We start from the raw sequence: 19,156 nt of genomic DNA on the forward strand, positions 1-19,156 counted from the left end.
CACTTACCAAAGTCGAATTTTTTCAGGTTTCCCTAGATGATAGCCCTGTCCATACTGAATGCCATATGAAAGAAGAACAGGTATCAGTGCTTCTTGATCTACAAATTCAGCAATAGTCTGCTTACCGAAGCCTCTTGCTATATCGGCAATCGCTTTGACAAGCGTGTGGCTATCCGTATCGATAAGTAAGCTGCGAATAAAAGAGCCATCGATTTTAATATAGTCCACAGGGAGCTGACTAAGATAGTGAAAGCTGCTAAATCCAATCCCAAAGTCATCGAGTGCTGTTCGGCAACCTAAATCCCTTACGGTTTGCAGCACGTTGCGCGCTGTTGAGAAATCTGTGATAGCAGCGGTCTCTGTTACTTCTAAAATGAGATGATGGGGATCAGCGCCACTGGTTTTTAATTGATCTGCCAGGAACTGTTTTAAACCTAAATCATGTAAAGACTGGCCTGATAAATTTACAGCCAACGACAAGCCCTCTTTTTGTAGCGTTGCCAGTGCTGCTAAGCTATGGCGCAGCACCCAACGGTCAACTTGAACAATTAAACCGCTTTGTTCAGCAACAGGTATAAACTGTGCCGGAGAGACTAAGCTACCATCGTCATTGCGCATACGTAGCAATACTTCGTAATGCTTAATATCGCGGTCTTTCAGCCGCACAATGGGCTGCGCCCACAGTTCAAATTCGTCGTTTTCTAGTGCCTTGTGCAGCCGCTCTACCCAAAAGACGCGTTCTTGAAGTTCATCTTTAGCATTTTCCGCCTGCTTGAGAAGGTACCAATGCTGATTACCACTCTCTTTTGCTTTGTACATGGCCATATCGGCGCTAGCTAACAGGTCAGCCGGTGTCTGCCCATTAACAGGGAATAGCGCGATACCAATGCTGGCGGAAACATGATGCTTTCTTTCTGCGGCTGAAAAGCTAAGGCCGTCCAACAACTGAGCAATGTACTCAGCCACGTTAATTGCTTGTTCACTGCTAATATCTTCCAGCAGAAGGGCAAATTCATCACCACCGAGGCGGGCAATAATGCTTCGCTGACTGAGGTTTAAAAAAAGCGTATCAGCAACTTCTCGTAATAGACGGTCGCCTACATGGTGGCCACTGAGCTCATTGATCTCTTTAAACTGGTCTAGGTCTAGTAGTAAAACAGCGCCTTTGGCTTGATTAGTGATAGTGCGCTTCAAGGCATCTTGGAAATAGCGACGATTATAGAGTTCCGTTAATGGATCATGTTCCGCAAGCCACGTTAAACGTGCCTCAGCAGCTTTACGTTCGGTGATGTCTAGCCCAACGGATATCTTAGAGGCATCGTGGTTGTTACTGTTCGACAAAAAAGCGTGGTACCAAACGACGGTAAAAGAGCGTCTATCCTGAGTTTGAAATGTCTTTTCTTCCTGGTTGGAAGCACTGGGATGAGTCACGGTGCTGCCATTAGCATTACTTTCGCTGTTGGCTTCATCCGCATTGTTACTAGGCAATGCCAAGTGAGCATTTTGATCAAAGATGTCAGAGAAATGGCGCCCAATGACATCTGCGTCTTTTAGCCCTAACCTTTCTAGCGTGTAGCCATTAATCAGTTGGATACGCCCTGTACTATTTTGAACAACAATAAAGACCTGTGCAGCGTCGAGTAGGCTATTAACAAAATCACGCTCTTTGGCTAGCTCATCAACGCGTTCGGCTAGCTGTCCGCTATGTTCTTGGACACTCTGTTCCAGTGCTTCTAGCTGGTGGGAAAGCTCACGGGTTGAATCTTCCAGCCTATCAATTTCGTTAGAAAAATGCCGCCGAGGCAATGGTAGTTTATCTCTTACACGACGAAACTCACCACTCGCCAGCGCAGGCAATAGGCCGGCGACTCGCCGTAGTCGAGCCATTGGGCCCAATAGGATAATCAACAGTAATAGCTCGGCAGCTAACCAGCCAACTAAGCCCACTACAAGTAGTGTCTTCGTTGCTGTACGAATAGCGGTGATCTGAGGAGTGATATCGGAAATAAGCAGGAAATACCCAGTGCTGCGCCAGTCGGCGTCTTCCTCCATATACACGGCACTTAATTCAAAATACCGGTTCATGTACTCAAGGCTAAAAGGCATGTGAACCAATTGATTCAGAACGACGTCTTGAGATGCTCGTTGAAGTAAAGAGAGTGTCTGGTCACGGTTTGTAAGCGCTAGAATATGGCTGTTCCAGTCTTCCAGTAGAAGCGCCTCGGGGGGAGGAGAGCCAGTAATACGCCCTGTCACCATCAGCGCTATTTCGCTATTGGAGACTTCTTTAGCTTGTCGCGTAACATCCGCAAGCGAGCGCGATAACACCACCATTCCAATGCTAGCGCCTTCCATAAGAACGGGAACCGCAGCAAACTGCTGGCACGTCCTAGTGCAACGTAATGTGGTAATGGGGGACTCTGTGGTCAGTACACTACCTATCCAGCCTTGAATGGGCAGATCAATGAGCGGGTCGTTGGTACCTGAGTAACCCACTCTTGTTCCTTGAGTATTAAAAACAAAGATTTCATCAATCCCCGCTTCTAATTGCAGAGAAGGCCACTGTGCTCTGAGCACCTCAGCTAGCTCATCCTGGTTATTCTCTTGTAGCGCGCTTCCAAGCTCCGGCGCCGCAGCGGTTAAGCCCGCCAACTGACGTAAGTTATCCGATGAGCGTTGCATCGCCAAGCTTATCTCACGCTGCTGCCGCTCATGGCTTTCCATCCGACTACTTTCTAACTGTTGCATGAGATGGTATTGGCCTAACCAGATAAAGAGTGCCACAAGCGCTAGCAGTAATAGACTGCTCAGCGCGATAACACGCCAAGTCAAGCTAAGCCGGTAGCGCGCTTTAGAGGACGAACGTGTGGTCATCTGCGTATCCCGTTCAGGTAATGCTAAAAGCGCAGTGAAAGCTGGAAGAGCAGCATATTCCAATGTCGGCTTGTTTCAGACGCATCCGCATCTTTATGTAAGGGTAGCCAACCAGTACCATCCACATGATGATATTCACCTGCCAACATTAGGTTGGGTCTGGGGGTCCACTGAACGCCAAAGGTAATGTCATCAGCAAATTGGGAATGGGCAGGGCCCAAGCCACTTTGTTCGTAGCGAGTACCTGAACGGTCATTTCTGTCGTTTACCAAACGATCAAAGCGAATTAACCACTGCCAATCATTGTCCATACGACGCGTATATTGCACATACCAGCTTTCACCGGTTTTCTTTTGGTCGATGGCGGGATTAAAGCCATCCAGTTCAATTGTTCTCAGCGCATACTCAGAGGTTAAGCTCCACAGTTCGTCATTGTATTGCAATGAAAATACCCAAGGCTGAAACTGGAAGCTGCCATTATTTAGTGGCGGTTGAGCGTCTTCATAGTTGGCGTTAGCACTCGCGGTGCTGAGTGCCATTAGGAAGTGTCCACCGTTGTCTTCATAGCGAATTTGGCCAATCGCAGAAGAGCCCGCTTGTAACGATCCTGGAAAACGCTTCAGCCCAAGCGCTTGATCGACATCGTCTTCTATACGAGTTTTACCGACGCCTGCTTGAAAGCGAAAAACGCCTGACTGGGTTCGCTCTTCATGATAAATACTGGCGCCATCGCCAGCCATTCCCAACGATCGAGTTCGATCAAAATAGATTGATTGCGGCAACAAGATGCTGGGGCGCGTGAAAGCGACGTCACGCGTTTGGTTATAAATACCGAAGGGATTTTTAAATCTACCTACCTGAAGACCAAGCGTACGTTGCTGGTTGGAAACCATCTGATAATCCACCACGCCATAATCTAGCGTTGGGATGGCATCACTAGTTTCACCACCAGCGCGACGGCTAAGCACCTGAGCGGCCACCAGCACATTGCGGTGAGGGCGAATAGAAGCGTTAACACCTATTTCGGTATACTCCAAACTTCCTGCATTCTCACTGCTGCGACCGAAGAAATCGTTATCGTCGGTAATGATAAGTGCCTGACTCAGGAAACCATGTACTTGCAGAGTGTCGAGCACGCTTTCGTTTGCCCAGGCAGACGAGCAAACAGGTAGTGCGAGCAAACTTGTGAGTATGGCTATAGTGGGTCTGCGGATAACGGAAAAATGTTCATTCCATTGAAATAACTTGGACATTTTCATCCAGATACTCCCTTTCAAGATATCCCAGCGCGCCAGGAGTATTCGCAATCTTCTCGCGCATTTCGAGCTGATCAGCAACGCGATTAGGCGCTTGCCCCATGCCAGAAAACACCATGCGATCCCATGCCAGTTGTAGCTGATGTGGATAAACGGCGAGCTGCTCTTTGGTGAAACGCGCATGTACAGGATCTCGGTTTGGCAGCACAAATACCTGTACGGCATCGCCGTCAGGCCATGTACGTTGCCGCATGGCAAATATCGCCCGCGTTGTGTCACGGTTTAGCCATTGCGTGGCTACCGCTGGGTGCGCCACTAGAAGTATGGTTGCGTCTTGATCAACGGATTGTGCATGGGTTTGTTCGGCAAGAAGAAAAGCCAGCACTAACCCAATAAGGCCCCGTGTGATTTGTTGGCAAGCGATACGTATCAAGTAAAGAGACGGCATAGCGCGAGTCTTGTCCATCGCCTGCTGAACGCCAAGCCCATGCAGCATACCATTCGTGCTAGCACGCTATATGTGTGTGAAATGATGACGCTTACTCCTCTTCAGCCTCTAGAGGCAAACTGTTTTTGTATAAATATTTTGTGTGATGGAAGATAAATTTTTGAACCTCGGCTCGGCAGCGGTAAGTCGAAACTGCACAATTTTTAAACCCTACATCAATTTTGTTGATCTTACCTACATCACAATCAACGAAACGACCTGCGACGAAAGTATGTATCGTCTGGAAATACCGCTCGCAAGGTTGATTGACGATGACACACGAGGGCAGTGCTTGAAGCGCTAAATACACGCGTTCAATAGATCTACTTCTTGATAGTTAAGCTGATGCTAATTGCTATCAAGGCTGAGAGGGGATGCTCGGATTCACCCCGATCAACTAAAACGCTCGGCCAAAGCCGAGCGTACAATGACGAGCCAACGATGGGTTAGTCCGCGAGTTCAAGAAGCCGATCAGCGTAATCGGTAAACAAACCGTTGACGCCCCAGTCCTGTAAACGCTTCATCTCATCAACTTCATTGATGGTGTAAACATGAACTGGAAGGCCATTCTCTTGAGCTTGGCGAATAAAATCAGCATCAATAACGTCTTCGCCGTTATACGTCACATTCGTGCCGATACCCACCGCGTACTCTTTGATAGCCTGAAAGTCTTCGTCAGTGATGTCTGCTGGCGCTGGAGTAACACCTGTCCACTCCACTAAACGATCATTATCTTCCTCGCTGGGCGAGTACCATACCAACTGGATGAGGGGGATATGCTGATTAAGCTCACGTAGTTTGAGGAGACTACCCTGCTCAAACGATTGCACCAGCACCCGACCATTTGCAATCATGTCATGCTCTTCAAGCGCCTCAACCAAGGCTTCTTCTAAACCAGGGTTTAAGAGAGGGGATTTGGTTTCAATGTAGTAACGAGCATCGTGACCAAAGCGCTCAAATAGCTCTTCCAGTGTGAGTATTTGCGCTCCTGCAAAGGCCGGGTCTGCCTTATCGACATTGGCGTCGTTAAACCAGGTGCCGGTATCAAGCGCCTTTAGCTCTTCTAGCGTGTAATCATGAATATTGCCTTCGCCGTCACTGGTGCGATCGATGGCATCATCATGGAATACCACTAACTCACCATCGGAGGTGATCTGAACGTCCAGTTCCAGGTAATCAGCTCCCCACTCATGGGCCAGTTCATAGGCTGCCATGGTGCTTTCCGGCGCATGTCCGCTGGCACCGCGATGCGCGATTACCTGGAACGACTCCAGATCCTTTAGCTGCTGCTCCAGTGGCGTTGTCTCTGCGAGTGCAGTGGACGTAGTAGCACCAGCAAAAAGACCCAGAGATAGCACGGCAACCAACGAATAACGTTGCATATAAAACCCTTAATTGAACAATTGTTCAATTATCCTACATGCCCGTAAGCGTAAATGCCAAACTGCGCATACCCTCCCAAGGTTTTATGGTAAGTCGCTTAGCGCAGCTAGGCGGCTTATAAAATAAGTTGCAGCAAGCCACTGTTAATACGCACAGATAGTGCACACAGAGCAGGTGTAGACACCTGCCTCGTCTAGTTTAGCTAGTTTAGCTAGTTTAGATTGTTTAGATTGTTTAGATTGTTTAGATAGTGGCATTGCGGTGAAGGTTATCCACGAGTATCTGCGCTTCTTTACGCGACGTTAAGCGTACAAACTGAATATGGGCGTAGCGTGGATCAATCATATCGGCGAAGTAACGTTTGCGGTTTTGATGCCATGTTTTAAGCGACCAGAGCAATACTGAATTACGGCTTAAAAATGTTTGGCGAAAGCTTTCGCGGTTTCCTGTGCCGGGCCAGATCTCTTCTTTGCTAATAATGCGCTTTATCGCTCGTGAGCAGGCTTGGCTGAAGACACGCCAGAAGGGGAAATCGATCCACACCACCATATCGACATCGCGCCACTTAATTGGCCGCGTGCGATCAAAGTTGCCATCCAATACCCACCCTTGGGTGGAGACTGACAGTGCCTCCTCCAGCTTAGCGAAAAAAACATCGTCGGGTGTGCCTTCCCAGTTAGCGCGCCAAAACAGCTGATCAAGCTGAATGTAAGACGTATCCAGCGCTACTGAGAGCTGTTTTGCCAGTGTGCTTTTGCCACTACCACTAGTGCCGACCACATTGATTTTCATGGGGGTATCTCCTGGGCGGCGCAGTAGTTTAAAGAGTGTTCTAAACACGGGCAAGTGCACTTGAGAAAAGAAACTCAAAGGCTCACAGAGAGTTACCAACATTTGGGACCTGCTAAGCGGCTTTTTCAGGATGCCGCTCTATAAAGGTTGAATGACTCAAAAACGCCTGCAATTACCGATAAGAGACCATTCAAGAAGAGCAATGACGGTGCTAGTCGTTGGCACATATTCCCGGTATGACTACCAGGAGTATGTGCTGCCAGGAGTATGTGCTGCCAGGAGTATGTGCTGCTGAATGGAAGGCGCTCAATTGATGAGATTGTTTGAGGAAATTGCTCCTTCGTTGGGCTAGAGCAATCGTTACTGGGTGCCTCTAACCCACCCAGCCCAACAGTCGCCACCAAAGGTAGTCTAATGGGATCAATAGTAAGATCGTTATTAGCGCTAATGGAATGATGATTTTCAACAATTGGCTCAGAGGCTCTTTAGATAGCTGCATGGCCATAATCAAGGGCGCCACCTGATAAGGAAAGATGACGGTGGAAAAACCTACCACTTGAGTCATTAGCACCGTAGAAAGTGGGAGTTCTGAAGCAGCGGCGAATTCGCTGGCCATGGGCGTTAGTATGGTCGCTACATTGGGTGTGGTGGCGACTACTCCAGTCAAGGTGGCCATCAATGAAAGCGACATAAAGTCCCAGAAGGGGCTACTGTTGCTCGTCTCCAGCAGTTGACTAAACTCTTTGCCCATTACATTGCCAATCCCCGAAACATTTACCAGTGTTCCCACCCCCAACGCGGCGGCCACAAATACCACGGTGCCAAAATCTGTCGCTCCATTGAATGATTTCGGGGCCATGACACCGACTTTTGGCATCATTAGCACCACCGCTGCCATCAGTCCTACCCACGCCGGGTTCACGCCGTGTAGCGTATCGGTTACCCAAAACAGCAACGTAATGCCGAGTATGACAGCCACTTTTTTTTGCTGTGTCGCATCGCCGGAAAATTTGGTTTCAGCGACGGCTTGCTTAAACTGTGGGTCAATACGGGCTGGAAATACCACTATTACCAGCGCTACGATTAATAGCGCTTTTAGCACTCCCAAAATGGGAAAGTGCAGAAGTAGATACTCCGCATAGCCAAAATGAATGCCATATAGACTTTCACTTGCACCTGCCAAAATCATATTAGGGAGGTTGGATGGAAGTACCGCAAAACTTGGCATGTTACAAGCGGCAGCAAGAGCGGTTGCTACGCCCAGCCGGCCAGCGCTGCCCGTCTCAAAGCCCACTCGTTCAGCCAATGCTAAACCAATAGGAATCAATACCACTGCTCGACCCGCTGAAGAGGGCATCACAAAGCCTAATGCTACGGCGGTTAACACTAATCCCCCAATCAGCCGTGGATAGCTTGCCGTTAGAAGCGGCGCCAATACGGCCGCTAGTCGATCGCCAAGTTTGCTTGATGTAATGGCAGAACCAATTACAAACCCGGAAATAACCATCCACACGGCTGTTGAGCCAAACCCGGCGAATAGTTGCTCCGGCGCTAGCAGACCAAAGACACTAACCAGCGCGAAAAAGATCAGGCCAGTCAGAAATGGGGGGAGTATGCCGGTACTCCACAGCACCAGCGTGAGCAGTACCATGCCAGCGCTGTAAGAAAATGCCGCTGGATTGCCCGTTAAGGGAAAAAATGCCAATAACAAAGCCACCAATAAAGCCGCTGCTGTTATTGCGTGGGAAAAGCGAAGTGAACGGCGCATGAAGGGGGTCCTGGTGGCGATGAACTCAATTGCGCGGTGCGCGCAGCTGGACCTACAATAGCGCCTGCATGCTGACGTGTTGAGGGCAAGATATGACAATAAATAGCGATAAGGCGACAATGTCGCCACCCAGTGATATAGCGTTTGTCCTCGATCCTAGTCGCCCTGTATTGACTCGCGCTCGCAGTATGCAGGCTGAAACCGGGGTATTGCCGCACGCTCACCCACGCGGGCAATTGCTATGGGCTAAACACGGCGTGCTGCGTGTTACCAGTGAACAAGCGGTGTGGGTTGTACCCTCTACTCACGGCGTGTGGATACCCAGTGGCTGTCTCCACCAAGTGAGTTGTGAAACGCTGGTGGAAACCCGCAACCTCTACATTGATCCTACTTGCAGGGCACGTGATCAGGACACCCATGTGGTGATGGTGGCGATGAGCACGTTGATGCGCGAGATTGTGCTAAGGCTAAACGATTCCCTAAAGTGTCGCGACGGCGATGCCAGCACGACGCGCCTAGGTCTAGTCGCTATTGATGAACTAAATAGTCTACCCGCTGAGAATTTGTCGCTACCTGCTGGGGCTGACCCGCGGTTGCGACGTATCATCAGCCACATGGTCAACCACCCGGATAATCGCCACACATTAGCTGAGCTGGCGGGCCTTGCCGGGGCGAGTGTACGAACGCTAGAAAGACTATTTAAGTCCGACACCGGGCTGACCTTTCGCCAATGGCGTACCCGCTTCAAGTTGATGAATGCGCTTGAAGCCCTGGATAGAGGCGAAAGCTCAACCGCAGTGGCCTATACGGTAGGCTATAAAAGCGTCAGCAGTTTTGTGGCTGCCTTCAAAACGGAGTTTGGCTATACACCTCAAGTCCGCGCCCGCTGCCAATAATGCGGCGATTAGGCGTTAGTTGTCTCATGCATTAACCCCTTTCATGCCTTCCGGCGTGTAGCGCTCACCGATGACCGGAATGCGAGCAGTGGCTGCTTCCAACTGGCGTTGTTCATCTGGGGTCAGAGTGATAGCCGTTGCAGCTGCATTCTCTTCAAGATAACGCAGCCGCTTAGTTCCTGGAATTGGCACGATATTGGGGCCTTTAGACAGTAGCCAGGCGAGCGAAAGCTGTGCGGGTGTGCAGCCTTTGTCGGCGGCCACTCGACCAATCACGTCGGCGATTCGGCGGTTGGTACTTATGGCTTGATCTGAAAAGCGCGGCAAGTTAGGACGGAAATCACCTTCTTCGAAATCCGTCGTGTCCTGAAATCTTCCCGTTAAAAACCCCCGGCCTAATGGCGAGTAGGGCACAAAACCGATGCCTAGCTCTTGGCAGGTAGGGAGCACCGCTTGCTCTACGTCGCGTGTCCAAAGCGAATACTCGGTTTGGACGGCGGTAATCGGATGCACTGCATGGGCGCGGCGCAAGGTGTCAGCGCTGACCTCGCACAGGCCGATATGGGCAATTTTTCCCTCTTTGACTAGCTGGGTGAGTCCTTCCATGGTCTCTTCAATAGGCACATCCGGGGTTACGCGATGGACGTAGTAGAGATCGATTTGCTCGACCCCTAACCGTCGCAGCGATGCCTCGCAGGCCTTGCGCGCATACTCGGCGCTGTTGTCCAGGCGTCGTTGATACTCACCGGGCTTGCGCACAATGCCAAACTTGGTTGCGATACGCACTTGCGGCTTATGCTTGGCCAGAAAGCGGCCAATAAGCTCTTCGTTATGGTGCGGCCCGTACATATCTGCCGTATCAAAAAAGTTGATGCCCAGCTCCACTGCCTGCGCTAATACGCGTAGCGATTCACTGTCATCCCGGGGGCCGTAGAATTCGCTCATGCCCATGCAGCCCAGGCCAATGGCGGAAATAGAAAGGTCGGTGCCAAGTGTACGTTGTTGCATGCTGTCTCTCCGTGAACCGTTCTTGAGTAGCGGAGTGACAGCGTGGCACTATCCCATAATGAAAAAAATGAACGAGTTCGATAAGCCGTTTTCCGGTTTTGAAAAGCAGATGCCCCGTGGGTGGGTGTGGGATGACACCCGCGCCTTTTTGGATGTGGCTCGTCACGGCACGCTGAGTGGTGCCGCCGCGGAACTGCATTTGGGCATTGCGACGCTCTCCCGACGTATTGAACGGCTGGAAAAAGCGCTGCAGCTACCGCTATTTGTGCGCCAACAGTCGGGCTACCAACTGACCGAGGAGGGCGCAGGGCTGGTCGAGAAAGCGGAAGCACTGGTAGCGGCTGCGGTGGCGTTTACCACCGATGTTTCCCGCCACTCACAGCTGACTGGTAGAGTGCGTTTGGCTACCGCAGAGAATTTGGCAACGGCATTGATTCTACCTGCGCTTGCGCAATTTCAGCGTCAGTACCCTGGTATTACGCTTGAGCTAGTGACGGATATCTCGACGGCCAATCTACACCGTCGTGATGCTGATTTAGCCCTCAGAATGGTCAAACCCGAGCGCGGTAATGTCACCCTTCGCCGCTTGGGTTCCTTAGGCTATGGGCTTTACGCTAGCTCAGCCTATGCGGCGCAGCGTAAAACAGCGCTTGATACTGGCGACTACGATATGGATGCTTTTATCACCTGGGGGGAGGCGCAGGCCCATTTGCCTGCAGCACAGTGGGTCGAGCGCGTTCTACAAGGGCGAGAGCCAGCGTTAACCACTACCTCTTTGGCAACTCAAGTCGCCGCAGCTAAAGCAGGGCTAGGTATTGCAGTACTACCGCACTTTTTGGCTCAGGAAGCGGGATTAGTCTGTATTGCTTCTGATCTTGGCGTGGATCAGCCTATTTACCTCGTTATCCAAACAGACCTGACACAGTCACGCCGAACCCGTGCTGTGGCGGACTTTCTTATTGAACTGGTCGCCAGTAACCATGCTCGCTTGAGCATGGGCTGAAAAATGGGGATATGGCTCTAATTGATGCCATCAACGCCCTCTCCGTAGCCAGGGTCTCGGTAGCCAGGATTCCCGTAGCCAGGAGAGAGCGTTAAAGCCAAGCGTCAGCCTTTGGAGCTGAGAGCCTGAGCCGGTGAGTACGATGATGCACTGTGTGTCACGAGACTCACGCCGATGAATACTACGGTATTGACGACTAGGCCACAGAAGCCAGCGTGCCAGCCGAATGGAGTACTGACCCCAAACTGGAACAATAGGGTTAGGGCCGCGCCTACTGCTAAACCTGCAAAGGCACCAGAGCGTGATGCTCGCCGCCAGAATAGTGCGCCAAGCAGCATCGGCAGCAACTGCACCACGATGCCATAGGCGCCGAGTAACAAGCCAACCAATGAGCCAGGGTTGGCTAGGGCTAGCAAGTAGGCTGCTAAGGAGATTACCACCACACCGTAGCGAGTCAGCCTGAGTGCCTTGTCATCAGATATACCACGCAGCACGGGCAGGTGCTGCCCCACGTCTCTTACCAGAATAGTGGCGGAGGTATGAGCCAAGTTGGCAGCCGTAGACATTGCCGCGGCCAGCGCGCCGGAGAGGGCTATACCGATTAGCCACGCAGGGAAGTCAGCTAGTTCGACCACTAACGTCAACAGCACGCGATCAGCAGAGTCGAGCGGGCTATCTTCGAGTAGTAATACTCCTGCGAAGCCGATAACCAGCAATGGCACCAGCAAGTAGCTATAAAGTGGATAGAGTACGAACACCTGTTTCAGGGTTCGCTCACTGCGCGCACTATAAAATTCATGAAAATGTGCGGCCACATTACGCAACCTAGAGCACTTACTAGGATGGCTGTCGAGAAGGCTCCCCAGCCCATACCGCCAGCACCGGGCATGGTTAGATATTCCGGCGCTTCGCGCTGCAGTTCGCGGAACATTTCACCGACTCCACCAAAGAACTGGTCAGCCGTTGCCAAGCCTAGAAACCACGCGACACCCACCATCATCACGCCCTGGAGCAAGTTGGTCCAGCCGATGCCTTGTAAGCCGCTCGCATAGACATAAGCCGCCACCACGCCACAGGCCAGTAAGCTGCCGAGCCAGAACGGAATGGTGCCTGAGGTTGCCGCCTCGAAGAGCAGTCCCGCACCCGCGATCTGAATAGTTAGGTAGGGGATCATCGCCAGTACGCTGACCACACCGATGAACAGCCCCAGCAGATTCCCCCGAGTTGGATAACAGGCAGAGAGGAACTCCGCCTGGGTCAGAAAACCATGGCGACGGCCAAGCCGCGAAATGTGTGGCGCGATTAACCACCATACAATCACAGCGAGCGCCAGGTAGGCGATGATATAGAGTGCCGGCGCCCCTTTACTGTAGGCCCAGCCGGGAGCTCCAAGAAAGGCGAAAGCAGAGAATATCTCCGCTCCGAGAATGAAAAACAGCACCAGCAGCCCCATGTGGCGCCCACCAGCGACGTAGCCTTCCAAAGACGAACTCTGGTTATGCCTTGCTCGCAGGCCCACCGCTAGAACGATCAGCAGGTAGGCTAGGGTGATGGTAGTGATCAGCAGTGAATCACTCATCGTTCACCTCCTGTGCGGCATCATGGCGATAGGCAATCACTAGTCCCACAAATAGGACAAAGACCCAAGCGACGTACCAGAACATGAAGAAGGGCAAGCCAATCACCATCGGTTCGATGCGGTTGGCTACTAATGCGCCAGGCCAGATCATCGCCAGCGCACAGATAGTGAAGTAAATCAGCAATCCCCTAGGGGGAAGCGAGGGGCGGGATTTCATATGCATACCTCATTATTGTGGTGTTATCGGTAGTAGAGCAGGCCTCGTTTAGGCGGCAGCGAGTGCGCCGAGGCCGATGGCCAACAGTAGTTGGCAACCAGTGGGAATAATGTCGTCGTTAAAGTCGTAACGAGCGTTGTGTAATGGTGCGGTGGCTTCATCCTTGGCTGTACCGAGGAAGAAGTAGGCTCCTGGACAGCGCTGCAGCATGAAGGAGAAATCTTCGCCGCCAAGGCTAGGGTCGACGTCGCGCACCAGGGCAGCTTCGCCGAGTGTTTGCACTACGCAGGATTCCACGTGGCGGGTTTCCGCCTCGCTATTGACCGTCGCTGGGAATATGCGTTGGTAGTCGACCTCAATGTCGCCGCCATGGGCAATGGCCACCCCTTCACAAACACGGCGAACAGCATGCTCAATACGATCCTGAGTGTCGGCATCAAGGCTTCGTGCTGTACCGCTGATGCGTACTTCATCGGGAATAATGGCGAAACCGTCAATATCGCCCCCCTGCAATCCACACAGGCTGAGGGCCGCGGGGGAGAGAGGATTAATATCACGGGCGACCACGGAGTGTAGATTTTGAATCAGGGCACCCGCCATACGTACAGGATCTGTCGATAGGTGTGGGTTGACGCCTCCATGGCCCCCTTTTCCGCGTACCCGGATATCGAGCCGATCGGTGGCTGCCATGATGGCACCTGAGCGGACGGCCACTTGGCCAGCAGGCAGAGAAGGCCAGTTGTGCAGGGCGTAGATGGCCTGCATAGGAAAGCGCTCGAACAACCCCTCTTCAACCATTGCCCGGCCACCACCTAAGCCCTCTTCTGCGGGCTGAAAGACTAGGTGAATGGTGCCAGCGAAGTCGCGGTGTTCAGCCAGGTAGCGGGCGACGCCAAGCAGCAGGGTCGTGTGACCATCATGGCCGCAGGCATGCATGCGACCGGGCACTTCGGATGTGTGGTTGTGCTCGCTAAGCTCTTGGATCGGTAGAGCGTCCATATCGGCGCGTAGACCAATCTGGCGTCCATTGTCGGGCTGATCACCGGTGACAGTCGCAACGATACCGGTTTTGCCGATGCCAGTTTCAAAGGTCAAACCGAGACGTTCTAGTTCTTCAGCGATGCGCTTAGCCGTGGCATGTTCCTGAAACCCTAGCTCTGGGTGACGATGCAGCTCGTGCCGCATTTGGGTCAGCTCGGCGTGGTGACGCTCGAAGAAATTTGCGTTGATGAGTTTTGTCATAGTCGATTCGCATAGTTGTTGGATGGACCAATTCATCTTGGTTGTTTCGGTGGCATAGAGAAAATAGTTTTTTTATTAGCTTTCCATGCTTATATTGGATGGAAAGAGCCGCGGCGTGTCATTCAATGGGAATGAGATGGACTTCAAACGCTTAAAATATTTTCAGACCGTCGTAGAGGAGGGAGCTATCTCCTCAGCAGCACGACGGATACCACTTGCTCAGCCAGCCCTGTCACGTCAATTGCTGCTGCTTGAAGATGAGGTCGGTACCACGTTGCTAACTCGTTCACGGCATGGCGTTCGCCTGACCGCCGCAGGCGAATCGTTCTACCGTGATACCCGGCGTTTGCTTGGCGAATTCGAACAGGCCAAGCGCAATGCACGGCGCATCGCCGACGGCCAATTCGGTGAGTTGCGTCTGGGGGTGACGGTGATGCACTTATGGGTGCCGCAGATAATCGGTTTGCTCAACCGTTTCCGCGAGCAATATCCTGAGGTCACGCTGAAGGTGGAGTCGCTGCTTTCGGGGCCTCAGGTCGATGCAATTCGCCGTGGGAGGCTGGATGCTGGCATGTTGTTCTTCCCTCCGGAAGACGATGACAGCCTCTGTAGCCATTGCTTGTATGAAGATCATCTCGTATTGGTTACCAGTGCCACCTCACGCCTAGCGCGACACCCGCCGCGATACCTAGCCGAGCTCAATGACGAGAACTTTATCTGGTTTGATCGTAGCGCCACCCCGGTCTATCACGACAAGCTGATTCACGCCTTTCAGCGAGCGGGGTTCACGCCTCATGTGGTACAGGAGGGAACTGACAACGCTACTATGTTGTGTTTGGTGGCTGCTGGCATGGGCTGCAGTATTTTACCGGCCATGACCATGGCAGGGGCACCAGAAGGGGTGGTAAGCCATCGCTTAAAGGATCTCAAGCTAGCTTTGCCTCTGATGCTGGTGTGGCGCAGGGATTCAGGGTTGTCGGCGGTACGCCGGCTGATCGAAATTGCCGAAACAGAATCTTTGGCGACTGATGATGACGCTGGCGCGTAACGTTCATCTTGATGGAAATTAATAATATGGAAACACCTATGCCCCCCACCGATATTGGCCGTGCATACAACCAGATCACTCATCTCTGGCAGAGCGAAAAATTTAATCTCGCGAACGGTATAGACGCGCACAAAAGAGCGCTAGCGTTTGTGAAGAATCGAGGCAGGGCGCTGGATATTGGCTGTGGTTGCACAGGACGTTTTATTGATCTGCTACAGCAGGAAGGCTTTACACCAGAGGGGGTGGATATTTCTGCTGAAATGGTGCGGCTGGCTAAGCAGAAACATCCAGACGTGACTTTTCACCACCAGGATATTTGTCAGTGGCAACCGCTGGGCAAATACGATGTCATTACTGCGTGGGATAGCATCTGGCATATTCCATTGGCTCAGCAGGAAGCTGTGATAACCAGGATTATTAATAGCCTGAGCGAAGGTGGCGTCTTTATCTTCTCCTTCGGTGGCACTGATGAACTCGGTGATCACACGGACAGCTTCATGGGGCCACCGGTTTACTACTCATCGCTCGGTACTAACGGCTTTTTATCCCTGCTGATAAAGCTTGGCACAGTATGCAAGCACCTAGAGTATGACCAACATCCTGAACTGCACGCGTACTTGATTGTTCAGAAGGGATGAGGAGTCTATAGCCCGGCTTGCTGGTGTAACGTATCGACAAAACGGGCTAAGGCAGGCGACCAAGTAGCGGGTTCCGATGTGACAAAATAGGTATCGATATTGGCAATGGCGGAGGGTAGTTCCAGCGCGTGAATGCCGAAGCGGTGCCGGTGCGCTTCAATGATAATACGTGGCAGCACGGTGTACCCCATCCCGGCTGCTACGCAACCAAGCATGGCGTCTAGCGTGCCAAACTCAAAAACACGCACGGCATTTATTCCCTGAGATGCCAGCAGTAATTCGATACGTTGCCGGTAACTACATCCCTGGCGAAATGCGAGAAACGTTGCTGTCAGTAGTTCTTCAGAGCTGGGTACGCTCGTCATAGGGGCTGAACTTACCAGCACAAGCTGTTCGCTGAAGACTTTGAGCGAATGATAGCGATGATGATCGATAGCGCCGGCCACAAACACGCCATCCGCCTGACCGTCCATGAGCTTCTCGATCAAGCTGGCGGTGGGGCCGGTCGCCAGCGTCATATCAACCTCTGGAAAGTCAGCATGATAGGCCGCCAGTATCGGGGGAAGGCGTAGCGCCATAGTCGTTTCCATCGACCCCAAGCGCAGCTGGCCTGTTGCGTTCTCTGCGCTTTGAAACAGCATTAATGCTTCGTCATGTACTGCCAGCAACCGTTCTGCATAATCCAGTAACGCTAGCCCCGCAGACGTAAGGCGCACGCCACCCGCGCGATGAACCAGCTGCGCGCCTAATTCCTCCTCAAGTTTTTTGATATGAGTGGTCACGTTAGATTGCACCGTGTGCAGTTGCTTTGCGGCAGCCATAAAGCTGCCGGTTTCTGCCACCGCCATAAACAGCCGCAATGATTTAAACTGCATTCCCATCTCCCTTAAGCAACCACCGTCTCAAATCCATCTCAAGAACTATCTCAAGAGCCATCTCAGAAACTATCTTAAGAGCTATCTCAAAAAAAGATAGAGGCTATCATTATAAATCGTTTCTAAAGAATTGTTGGTGTGGGTAAGCTACTGGTAAATACGCCTGTTGCCAATCTTGCCGCACAGCGATTTAGTAAGGATACGACATGATCAATAGCAAAGACTTGCCTGCTCTGATGACCGGCGTGATGGCCACCTTGGCAGGAATAGGCATCGCCCGTTTTGCCTACACACCGCTATTACCGGCACTGATTCAAGAAGGGTGGTTCAGTGCCAGCCAAGGAGCTTATCTAGGGGCTGCTAATCTTCTCGGTTACTTTATTGGTGCGCTGTCTGCTCACGCTCTGAGTGAGCGTTTTTCTGTCCGCGCGGTGATGGGGGCAAGTTTCGTAGCGATCGCACTGAGCTTTTTCCTCTGTGCGGGGGCGGGCAGTTTTAGCTGGTTTTTCTTTTGGCGATTAGTCTCAGGTATTGCTGGCGCCATTCTCATGGTGGTTGGCCCATCGTTGGCTCTGTCGACTACACCTCCGGAAAGGCGGACTAGTGTCGGTGCCCTGGTATTCACTGGCATTGGCTTCGGTGCACTGCTTTCAGCATCGGTGGTGCCAGTGCTTCTGGAGCTAAGCCTAACGGTTACCTGGGGAACGCTGGGTCTGCTCTGTATTGCTGCTGCTCTGGTATGTGACTGGGGCGTTACTCAGCTCTCCTCACCGCCGGTGGCTAGTCAGGAAAAGTCAACAAGCCAGACCAGGTATGCAGGAATAAATGCCGCTGTGCTACTGGTGATCGGGGCGTATGCCCTGGACGCCGTCGGGTTTGTTCCACATACCGTATTTTGGGTGGATTATCTCGCCAGAGAAAATGCCTTAGGGCATCAAGCGGCTTCTCTACAGTGGGGCATTTTCGGCTTGGGCGCTGTGTGCGGGCCACTGGTAGTAGGAACGTTGGCGCGAAAAGTGGGCTGGCACCATGGTTTAACCCTCGCTTTTTTAGCCAAGGCTGCCGCTGTGTCCCTGCCAGTATTTTCACTCGCATTGCTTAGTCAGTCAGTTTCCTCGTTTGTGGTAGGTGCGATGATCCCAGGTATTGTTGCGCTGACGTCTGGACGACTGGCTGAATTAGTCGGCCCTACCGCCCACAAAAAGCTCTGGGGACAAGCGACTGCCGCTTTCGCTGCGGCTCAAGCGTTTGCTGGCTACGCGATGTCGGCGCTCTATGTAGCCTGGGGCACTTATTCACCGCTATTTGCGATTAGCAGCCTGGTGTTGGTAGGCGGCTTTGTACTGGTGTTGCTTAGCCGAGGCCAGCAGCAGCGTCACGCCCCTCTCTCTACTGTTCCTCACTCCAATAAGAACCGGAGGCCATAATGCAGCTTTTTCTTAACGCAACGTCACCCTATGCGCGCCTAGCGCGGATCATCTTACTTGAGAAGGATCTGGTGGATGACGTTACATTGCGCTGGTGCGACCCTTGGGCAGATGACAAAGCGCTGCTAGAGGTTAATCCCGCCGGGCGAATTCCAGCGCTAGTGACTGACGAAGGCACGACACTTAGCGAGTCGATGTTGATTGCTGTTTATCTTGATAGCGTCAGTGCTAGCTCGCCCATGATTCCCCAAGCTCGATTAGCGAATGTACTGCATCTGGCCGGGCTTGGTCAGAATCTGATGGATGTTGCGTTTACGACTGTTATCGCCAGAAAGCACTATGGCGCTGAGATTGATCACAGTGAGCTTGGGCGAAGGCGCCAGCGAGCCATGCAACGAATAGTGGAACAACTGGACAGTGAACTCCACGAAACTCAGCTGGCGCCGTCGATTACGCTTGGTGAAATCGCCTGCGCTGTTGCGCTAGAGTACGTGGCCTTCAGGTTGCCAGAAGTGCACTGGAAGGAAGCGTACCCACAGCTTAAAGCATGGCATGCCGCAGTAATTGCCAGGGATAGTTTTCAGCAGACTGCATTTGTGTAGTGAGAGAGTCAGGAAGGGGGAGGCCATGATGTGTTGCGCCTTCCCCCTCGACTCCAAAGTT

Annotated in this window: 18 protein-coding genes; 6 read left to right on the top strand and 12 right to left on the bottom strand. The window is 52.1% G+C overall.

What is annotated here, in order from left to right:
* Positions 1–3: 3 nt before the first annotated feature.
* From INT19_RS04225 to INT19_RS04250, 6 genes are all read right to left on the bottom strand, one after another.
* Positions 4–2,874 (bottom strand): bifunctional diguanylate cyclase/phosphodiesterase, encoded by a 2,871-nt coding sequence (locus tag INT19_RS04225; RefSeq protein ID WP_193059837.1) that lies wholly within the window; start codon positions 2,872–2,874, stop codon positions 4–6.
* Positions 2,875–2,897: 23 nt separating this feature from the next.
* Positions 2,898–4,133: a hypothetical protein gene (locus INT19_RS04230; RefSeq protein WP_198349029.1), complete on the bottom strand. Its 1,236-nt coding sequence runs from the start codon at positions 4,131–4,133 to the stop codon at positions 2,898–2,900.
* Positions 4,102–4,626 carry a hypothetical protein gene (locus INT19_RS04235; RefSeq protein WP_226924470.1) on the bottom strand — a complete coding sequence of 175 codons (525 nt, stop codon included), beginning with the start codon at positions 4,624–4,626 and terminating at the stop codon, positions 4,102–4,104. Before INT19_RS04235 ends, INT19_RS04230 begins: the two co-directional genes overlap by 32 nt.
* A gap of 437 nt (positions 4,627–5,063) precedes the next feature.
* Positions 5,064–5,999 (bottom strand): glycerophosphodiester phosphodiesterase family protein, encoded by a 936-nt coding sequence (locus INT19_RS04240; protein ID WP_193059838.1) that lies wholly within the window; start codon positions 5,997–5,999, stop codon positions 5,064–5,066.
* A gap of 244 nt (positions 6,000–6,243) precedes the next feature.
* Positions 6,244–6,792 (bottom strand): adenylate kinase, encoded by a 549-nt coding sequence (locus INT19_RS04245; RefSeq protein ID WP_125750406.1) that lies wholly within the window; start codon positions 6,790–6,792, stop codon positions 6,244–6,246.
* Positions 6,793–7,165: 373 nt separating this feature from the next.
* Positions 7,166–8,560 (bottom strand): SLC13 family permease, encoded by a 1,395-nt coding sequence (locus INT19_RS04250; protein ID WP_193059839.1) that lies wholly within the window; start codon positions 8,558–8,560, stop codon positions 7,166–7,168.
* Positions 8,561–8,652: 92 nt separating this feature from the next.
* On the opposite strand from INT19_RS04250, the gene INT19_RS04255 reads away from it, so the two are divergent.
* Entirely contained in the window at positions 8,653–9,456 is an 804-nt protein-coding gene (locus INT19_RS04255; protein ID WP_193059840.1) for an AraC family transcriptional regulator, read from the top strand.
* Between the two features lie 24 nt (positions 9,457–9,480).
* Here the strand turns inward: INT19_RS04255 and INT19_RS04260 are convergent, their stop codons facing one another.
* Positions 9,481–10,464 (bottom strand): aldo/keto reductase, encoded by a 984-nt coding sequence (locus tag INT19_RS04260; protein ID WP_193059841.1) that lies wholly within the window; start codon positions 10,462–10,464, stop codon positions 9,481–9,483.
* A gap of 67 nt (positions 10,465–10,531) precedes the next feature.
* Between INT19_RS04260 and INT19_RS04265 the strand changes: the two genes are divergently transcribed.
* Complete coding sequence (locus INT19_RS04265; protein WP_319022180.1) at positions 10,532–11,467, top strand: LysR family transcriptional regulator; 936 nt, start codon at positions 10,532–10,534, stop codon at positions 11,465–11,467.
* 104 nt (positions 11,468–11,571) lie between these two features.
* Here INT19_RS04265 and INT19_RS19370 read toward each other — a convergent pair whose 3' ends face one another.
* Genes INT19_RS19370 through INT19_RS04280 form a run of 4 tightly spaced genes read right to left on the bottom strand, consistent with a single transcriptional unit; the run spans position 11,572 to position 14,505 of the window.
* A complete protein-coding gene (locus tag INT19_RS19370; RefSeq protein WP_319022181.1) occupies positions 11,572–12,282 on the bottom strand; it encodes a sodium:solute symporter family transporter in 711 nt (236 codons plus the stop codon).
* Positions 12,231–13,046 carry a sodium:solute symporter family protein gene (locus tag INT19_RS19375; RefSeq protein ID WP_226924472.1) on the bottom strand — a complete coding sequence of 272 codons (816 nt, stop codon included), beginning with the start codon at positions 13,044–13,046 and terminating at the stop codon, positions 12,231–12,233. Before INT19_RS19375 ends, INT19_RS19370 begins: the two co-directional genes overlap by 52 nt.
* A complete protein-coding gene (locus tag INT19_RS04275; protein WP_054641024.1) occupies positions 13,039–13,263 on the bottom strand; it encodes a DUF3311 domain-containing protein in 225 nt (74 codons plus the stop codon). Before INT19_RS04275 ends, INT19_RS19375 begins: the two co-directional genes overlap by 8 nt.
* 48 nt (positions 13,264–13,311) lie before the next feature.
* Complete coding sequence (locus tag INT19_RS04280) at positions 13,312–14,505, bottom strand: M20 aminoacylase family protein (RefSeq protein WP_193059843.1); 1,194 nt, start codon at positions 14,503–14,505, stop codon at positions 13,312–13,314.
* 115 nt (positions 14,506–14,620) lie between these two features.
* On the opposite strand from INT19_RS04280, the gene INT19_RS04285 reads away from it, so the two are divergent.
* Positions 14,621–15,553 (top strand): LysR family transcriptional regulator, encoded by a 933-nt coding sequence (locus tag INT19_RS04285; RefSeq protein WP_193059844.1) that lies wholly within the window; start codon positions 14,621–14,623, stop codon positions 15,551–15,553.
* Between the two features lie 38 nt (positions 15,554–15,591).
* Positions 15,592–16,191: a class I SAM-dependent methyltransferase gene (locus tag INT19_RS04290; RefSeq protein WP_193059863.1), complete on the top strand. Its 600-nt coding sequence runs from the start codon at positions 15,592–15,594 to the stop codon at positions 16,189–16,191.
* Positions 16,192–16,196: 5 nt separating this feature from the next.
* Here INT19_RS04290 and INT19_RS04295 read toward each other — a convergent pair whose 3' ends face one another.
* Entirely contained in the window at positions 16,197–17,066 is an 870-nt protein-coding gene (locus INT19_RS04295; protein WP_193059845.1) for a LysR family transcriptional regulator, read from the bottom strand.
* A gap of 206 nt (positions 17,067–17,272) precedes the next feature.
* On the opposite strand from INT19_RS04295, the gene INT19_RS04300 reads away from it, so the two are divergent.
* On the top strand, positions 17,273–18,493 hold the full coding sequence (locus tag INT19_RS04300) for a YbfB/YjiJ family MFS transporter (protein ID WP_193059846.1): 1,221 nt from the start codon (positions 17,273–17,275) through the stop codon (positions 18,491–18,493).
* On the top strand, positions 18,493–19,095 hold the full coding sequence (locus INT19_RS04305) for a glutathione S-transferase N-terminal domain-containing protein (RefSeq protein ID WP_193059847.1): 603 nt from the start codon (positions 18,493–18,495) through the stop codon (positions 19,093–19,095). The genes INT19_RS04300 and INT19_RS04305 overlap by 1 nt, the downstream gene beginning before the upstream one ends.
* The last annotated feature ends 61 nt before the right edge of the window (positions 19,096–19,156 follow it).

This window comes from Halomonas sp. 3A7M, from assembly GCF_014897875.1.
In the GTDB taxonomy this organism is placed as follows: domain Bacteria; phylum Pseudomonadota; class Gammaproteobacteria; order Pseudomonadales; family Halomonadaceae; genus Vreelandella.

Coding starts and splice junctions, on each gene's coding strand:
- INT19_RS04305 (WP_193059847.1), top strand. CDS start 18,493: ATGCAGCTTTTTCTTAACGCAACGTCACCCTATGCGCGCCTAGCGCGG.
- INT19_RS04250 (WP_193059839.1), bottom strand. CDS start 8,560: ATGCGCCGTTCACTTCGCTTTTCCCACGCAATAACAGCAGCGGCTTTA.
- INT19_RS04280 (WP_193059843.1), bottom strand. CDS start 14,505: ATGACAAAACTCATCAACGCAAATTTCTTCGAGCGTCACCACGCCGAG.
- INT19_RS04275 (WP_054641024.1), bottom strand. CDS start 13,263: ATGAAATCCCGCCCCTCGCTTCCCCCTAGGGGATTGCTGATTTACTTC.
- INT19_RS19375 (WP_226924472.1), bottom strand. CDS start 13,046: ATGAGTGATTCACTGCTGATCACTACCATCACCCTAGCCTACCTGCTG.
- INT19_RS04265 (WP_319022180.1), top strand. CDS start 10,532: ATGAACGAGTTCGATAAGCCGTTTTCCGGTTTTGAAAAGCAGATGCCC.
- INT19_RS04235 (WP_226924470.1), bottom strand. CDS start 4,626: ATGCTGCATGGGCTTGGCGTTCAGCAGGCGATGGACAAGACTCGCGCT.
- INT19_RS04295 (WP_193059845.1), bottom strand. CDS start 17,066: ATGCAGTTTAAATCATTGCGGCTGTTTATGGCGGTGGCAGAAACCGGC.
- INT19_RS04255 (WP_193059840.1), top strand. CDS start 8,653: ATGACAATAAATAGCGATAAGGCGACAATGTCGCCACCCAGTGATATA.
- INT19_RS04300 (WP_193059846.1), top strand. CDS start 17,273: ATGATCAATAGCAAAGACTTGCCTGCTCTGATGACCGGCGTGATGGCC.
- INT19_RS04230 (WP_198349029.1), bottom strand. CDS start 4,133: ATGAAAATGTCCAAGTTATTTCAATGGAATGAACATTTTTCCGTTATC.
- INT19_RS04290 (WP_193059863.1), top strand. CDS start 15,592: ATGCCCCCCACCGATATTGGCCGTGCATACAACCAGATCACTCATCTC.
- INT19_RS04245 (WP_125750406.1), bottom strand. CDS start 6,792: ATGAAAATCAATGTGGTCGGCACTAGTGGTAGTGGCAAAAGCACACTG.
- INT19_RS04225 (WP_193059837.1), bottom strand. CDS start 2,874: ATGACCACACGTTCGTCCTCTAAAGCGCGCTACCGGCTTAGCTTGACT.
- INT19_RS04240 (WP_193059838.1), bottom strand. CDS start 5,999: ATGCAACGTTATTCGTTGGTTGCCGTGCTATCTCTGGGTCTTTTTGCT.
- INT19_RS04260 (WP_193059841.1), bottom strand. CDS start 10,464: ATGCAACAACGTACACTTGGCACCGACCTTTCTATTTCCGCCATTGGC.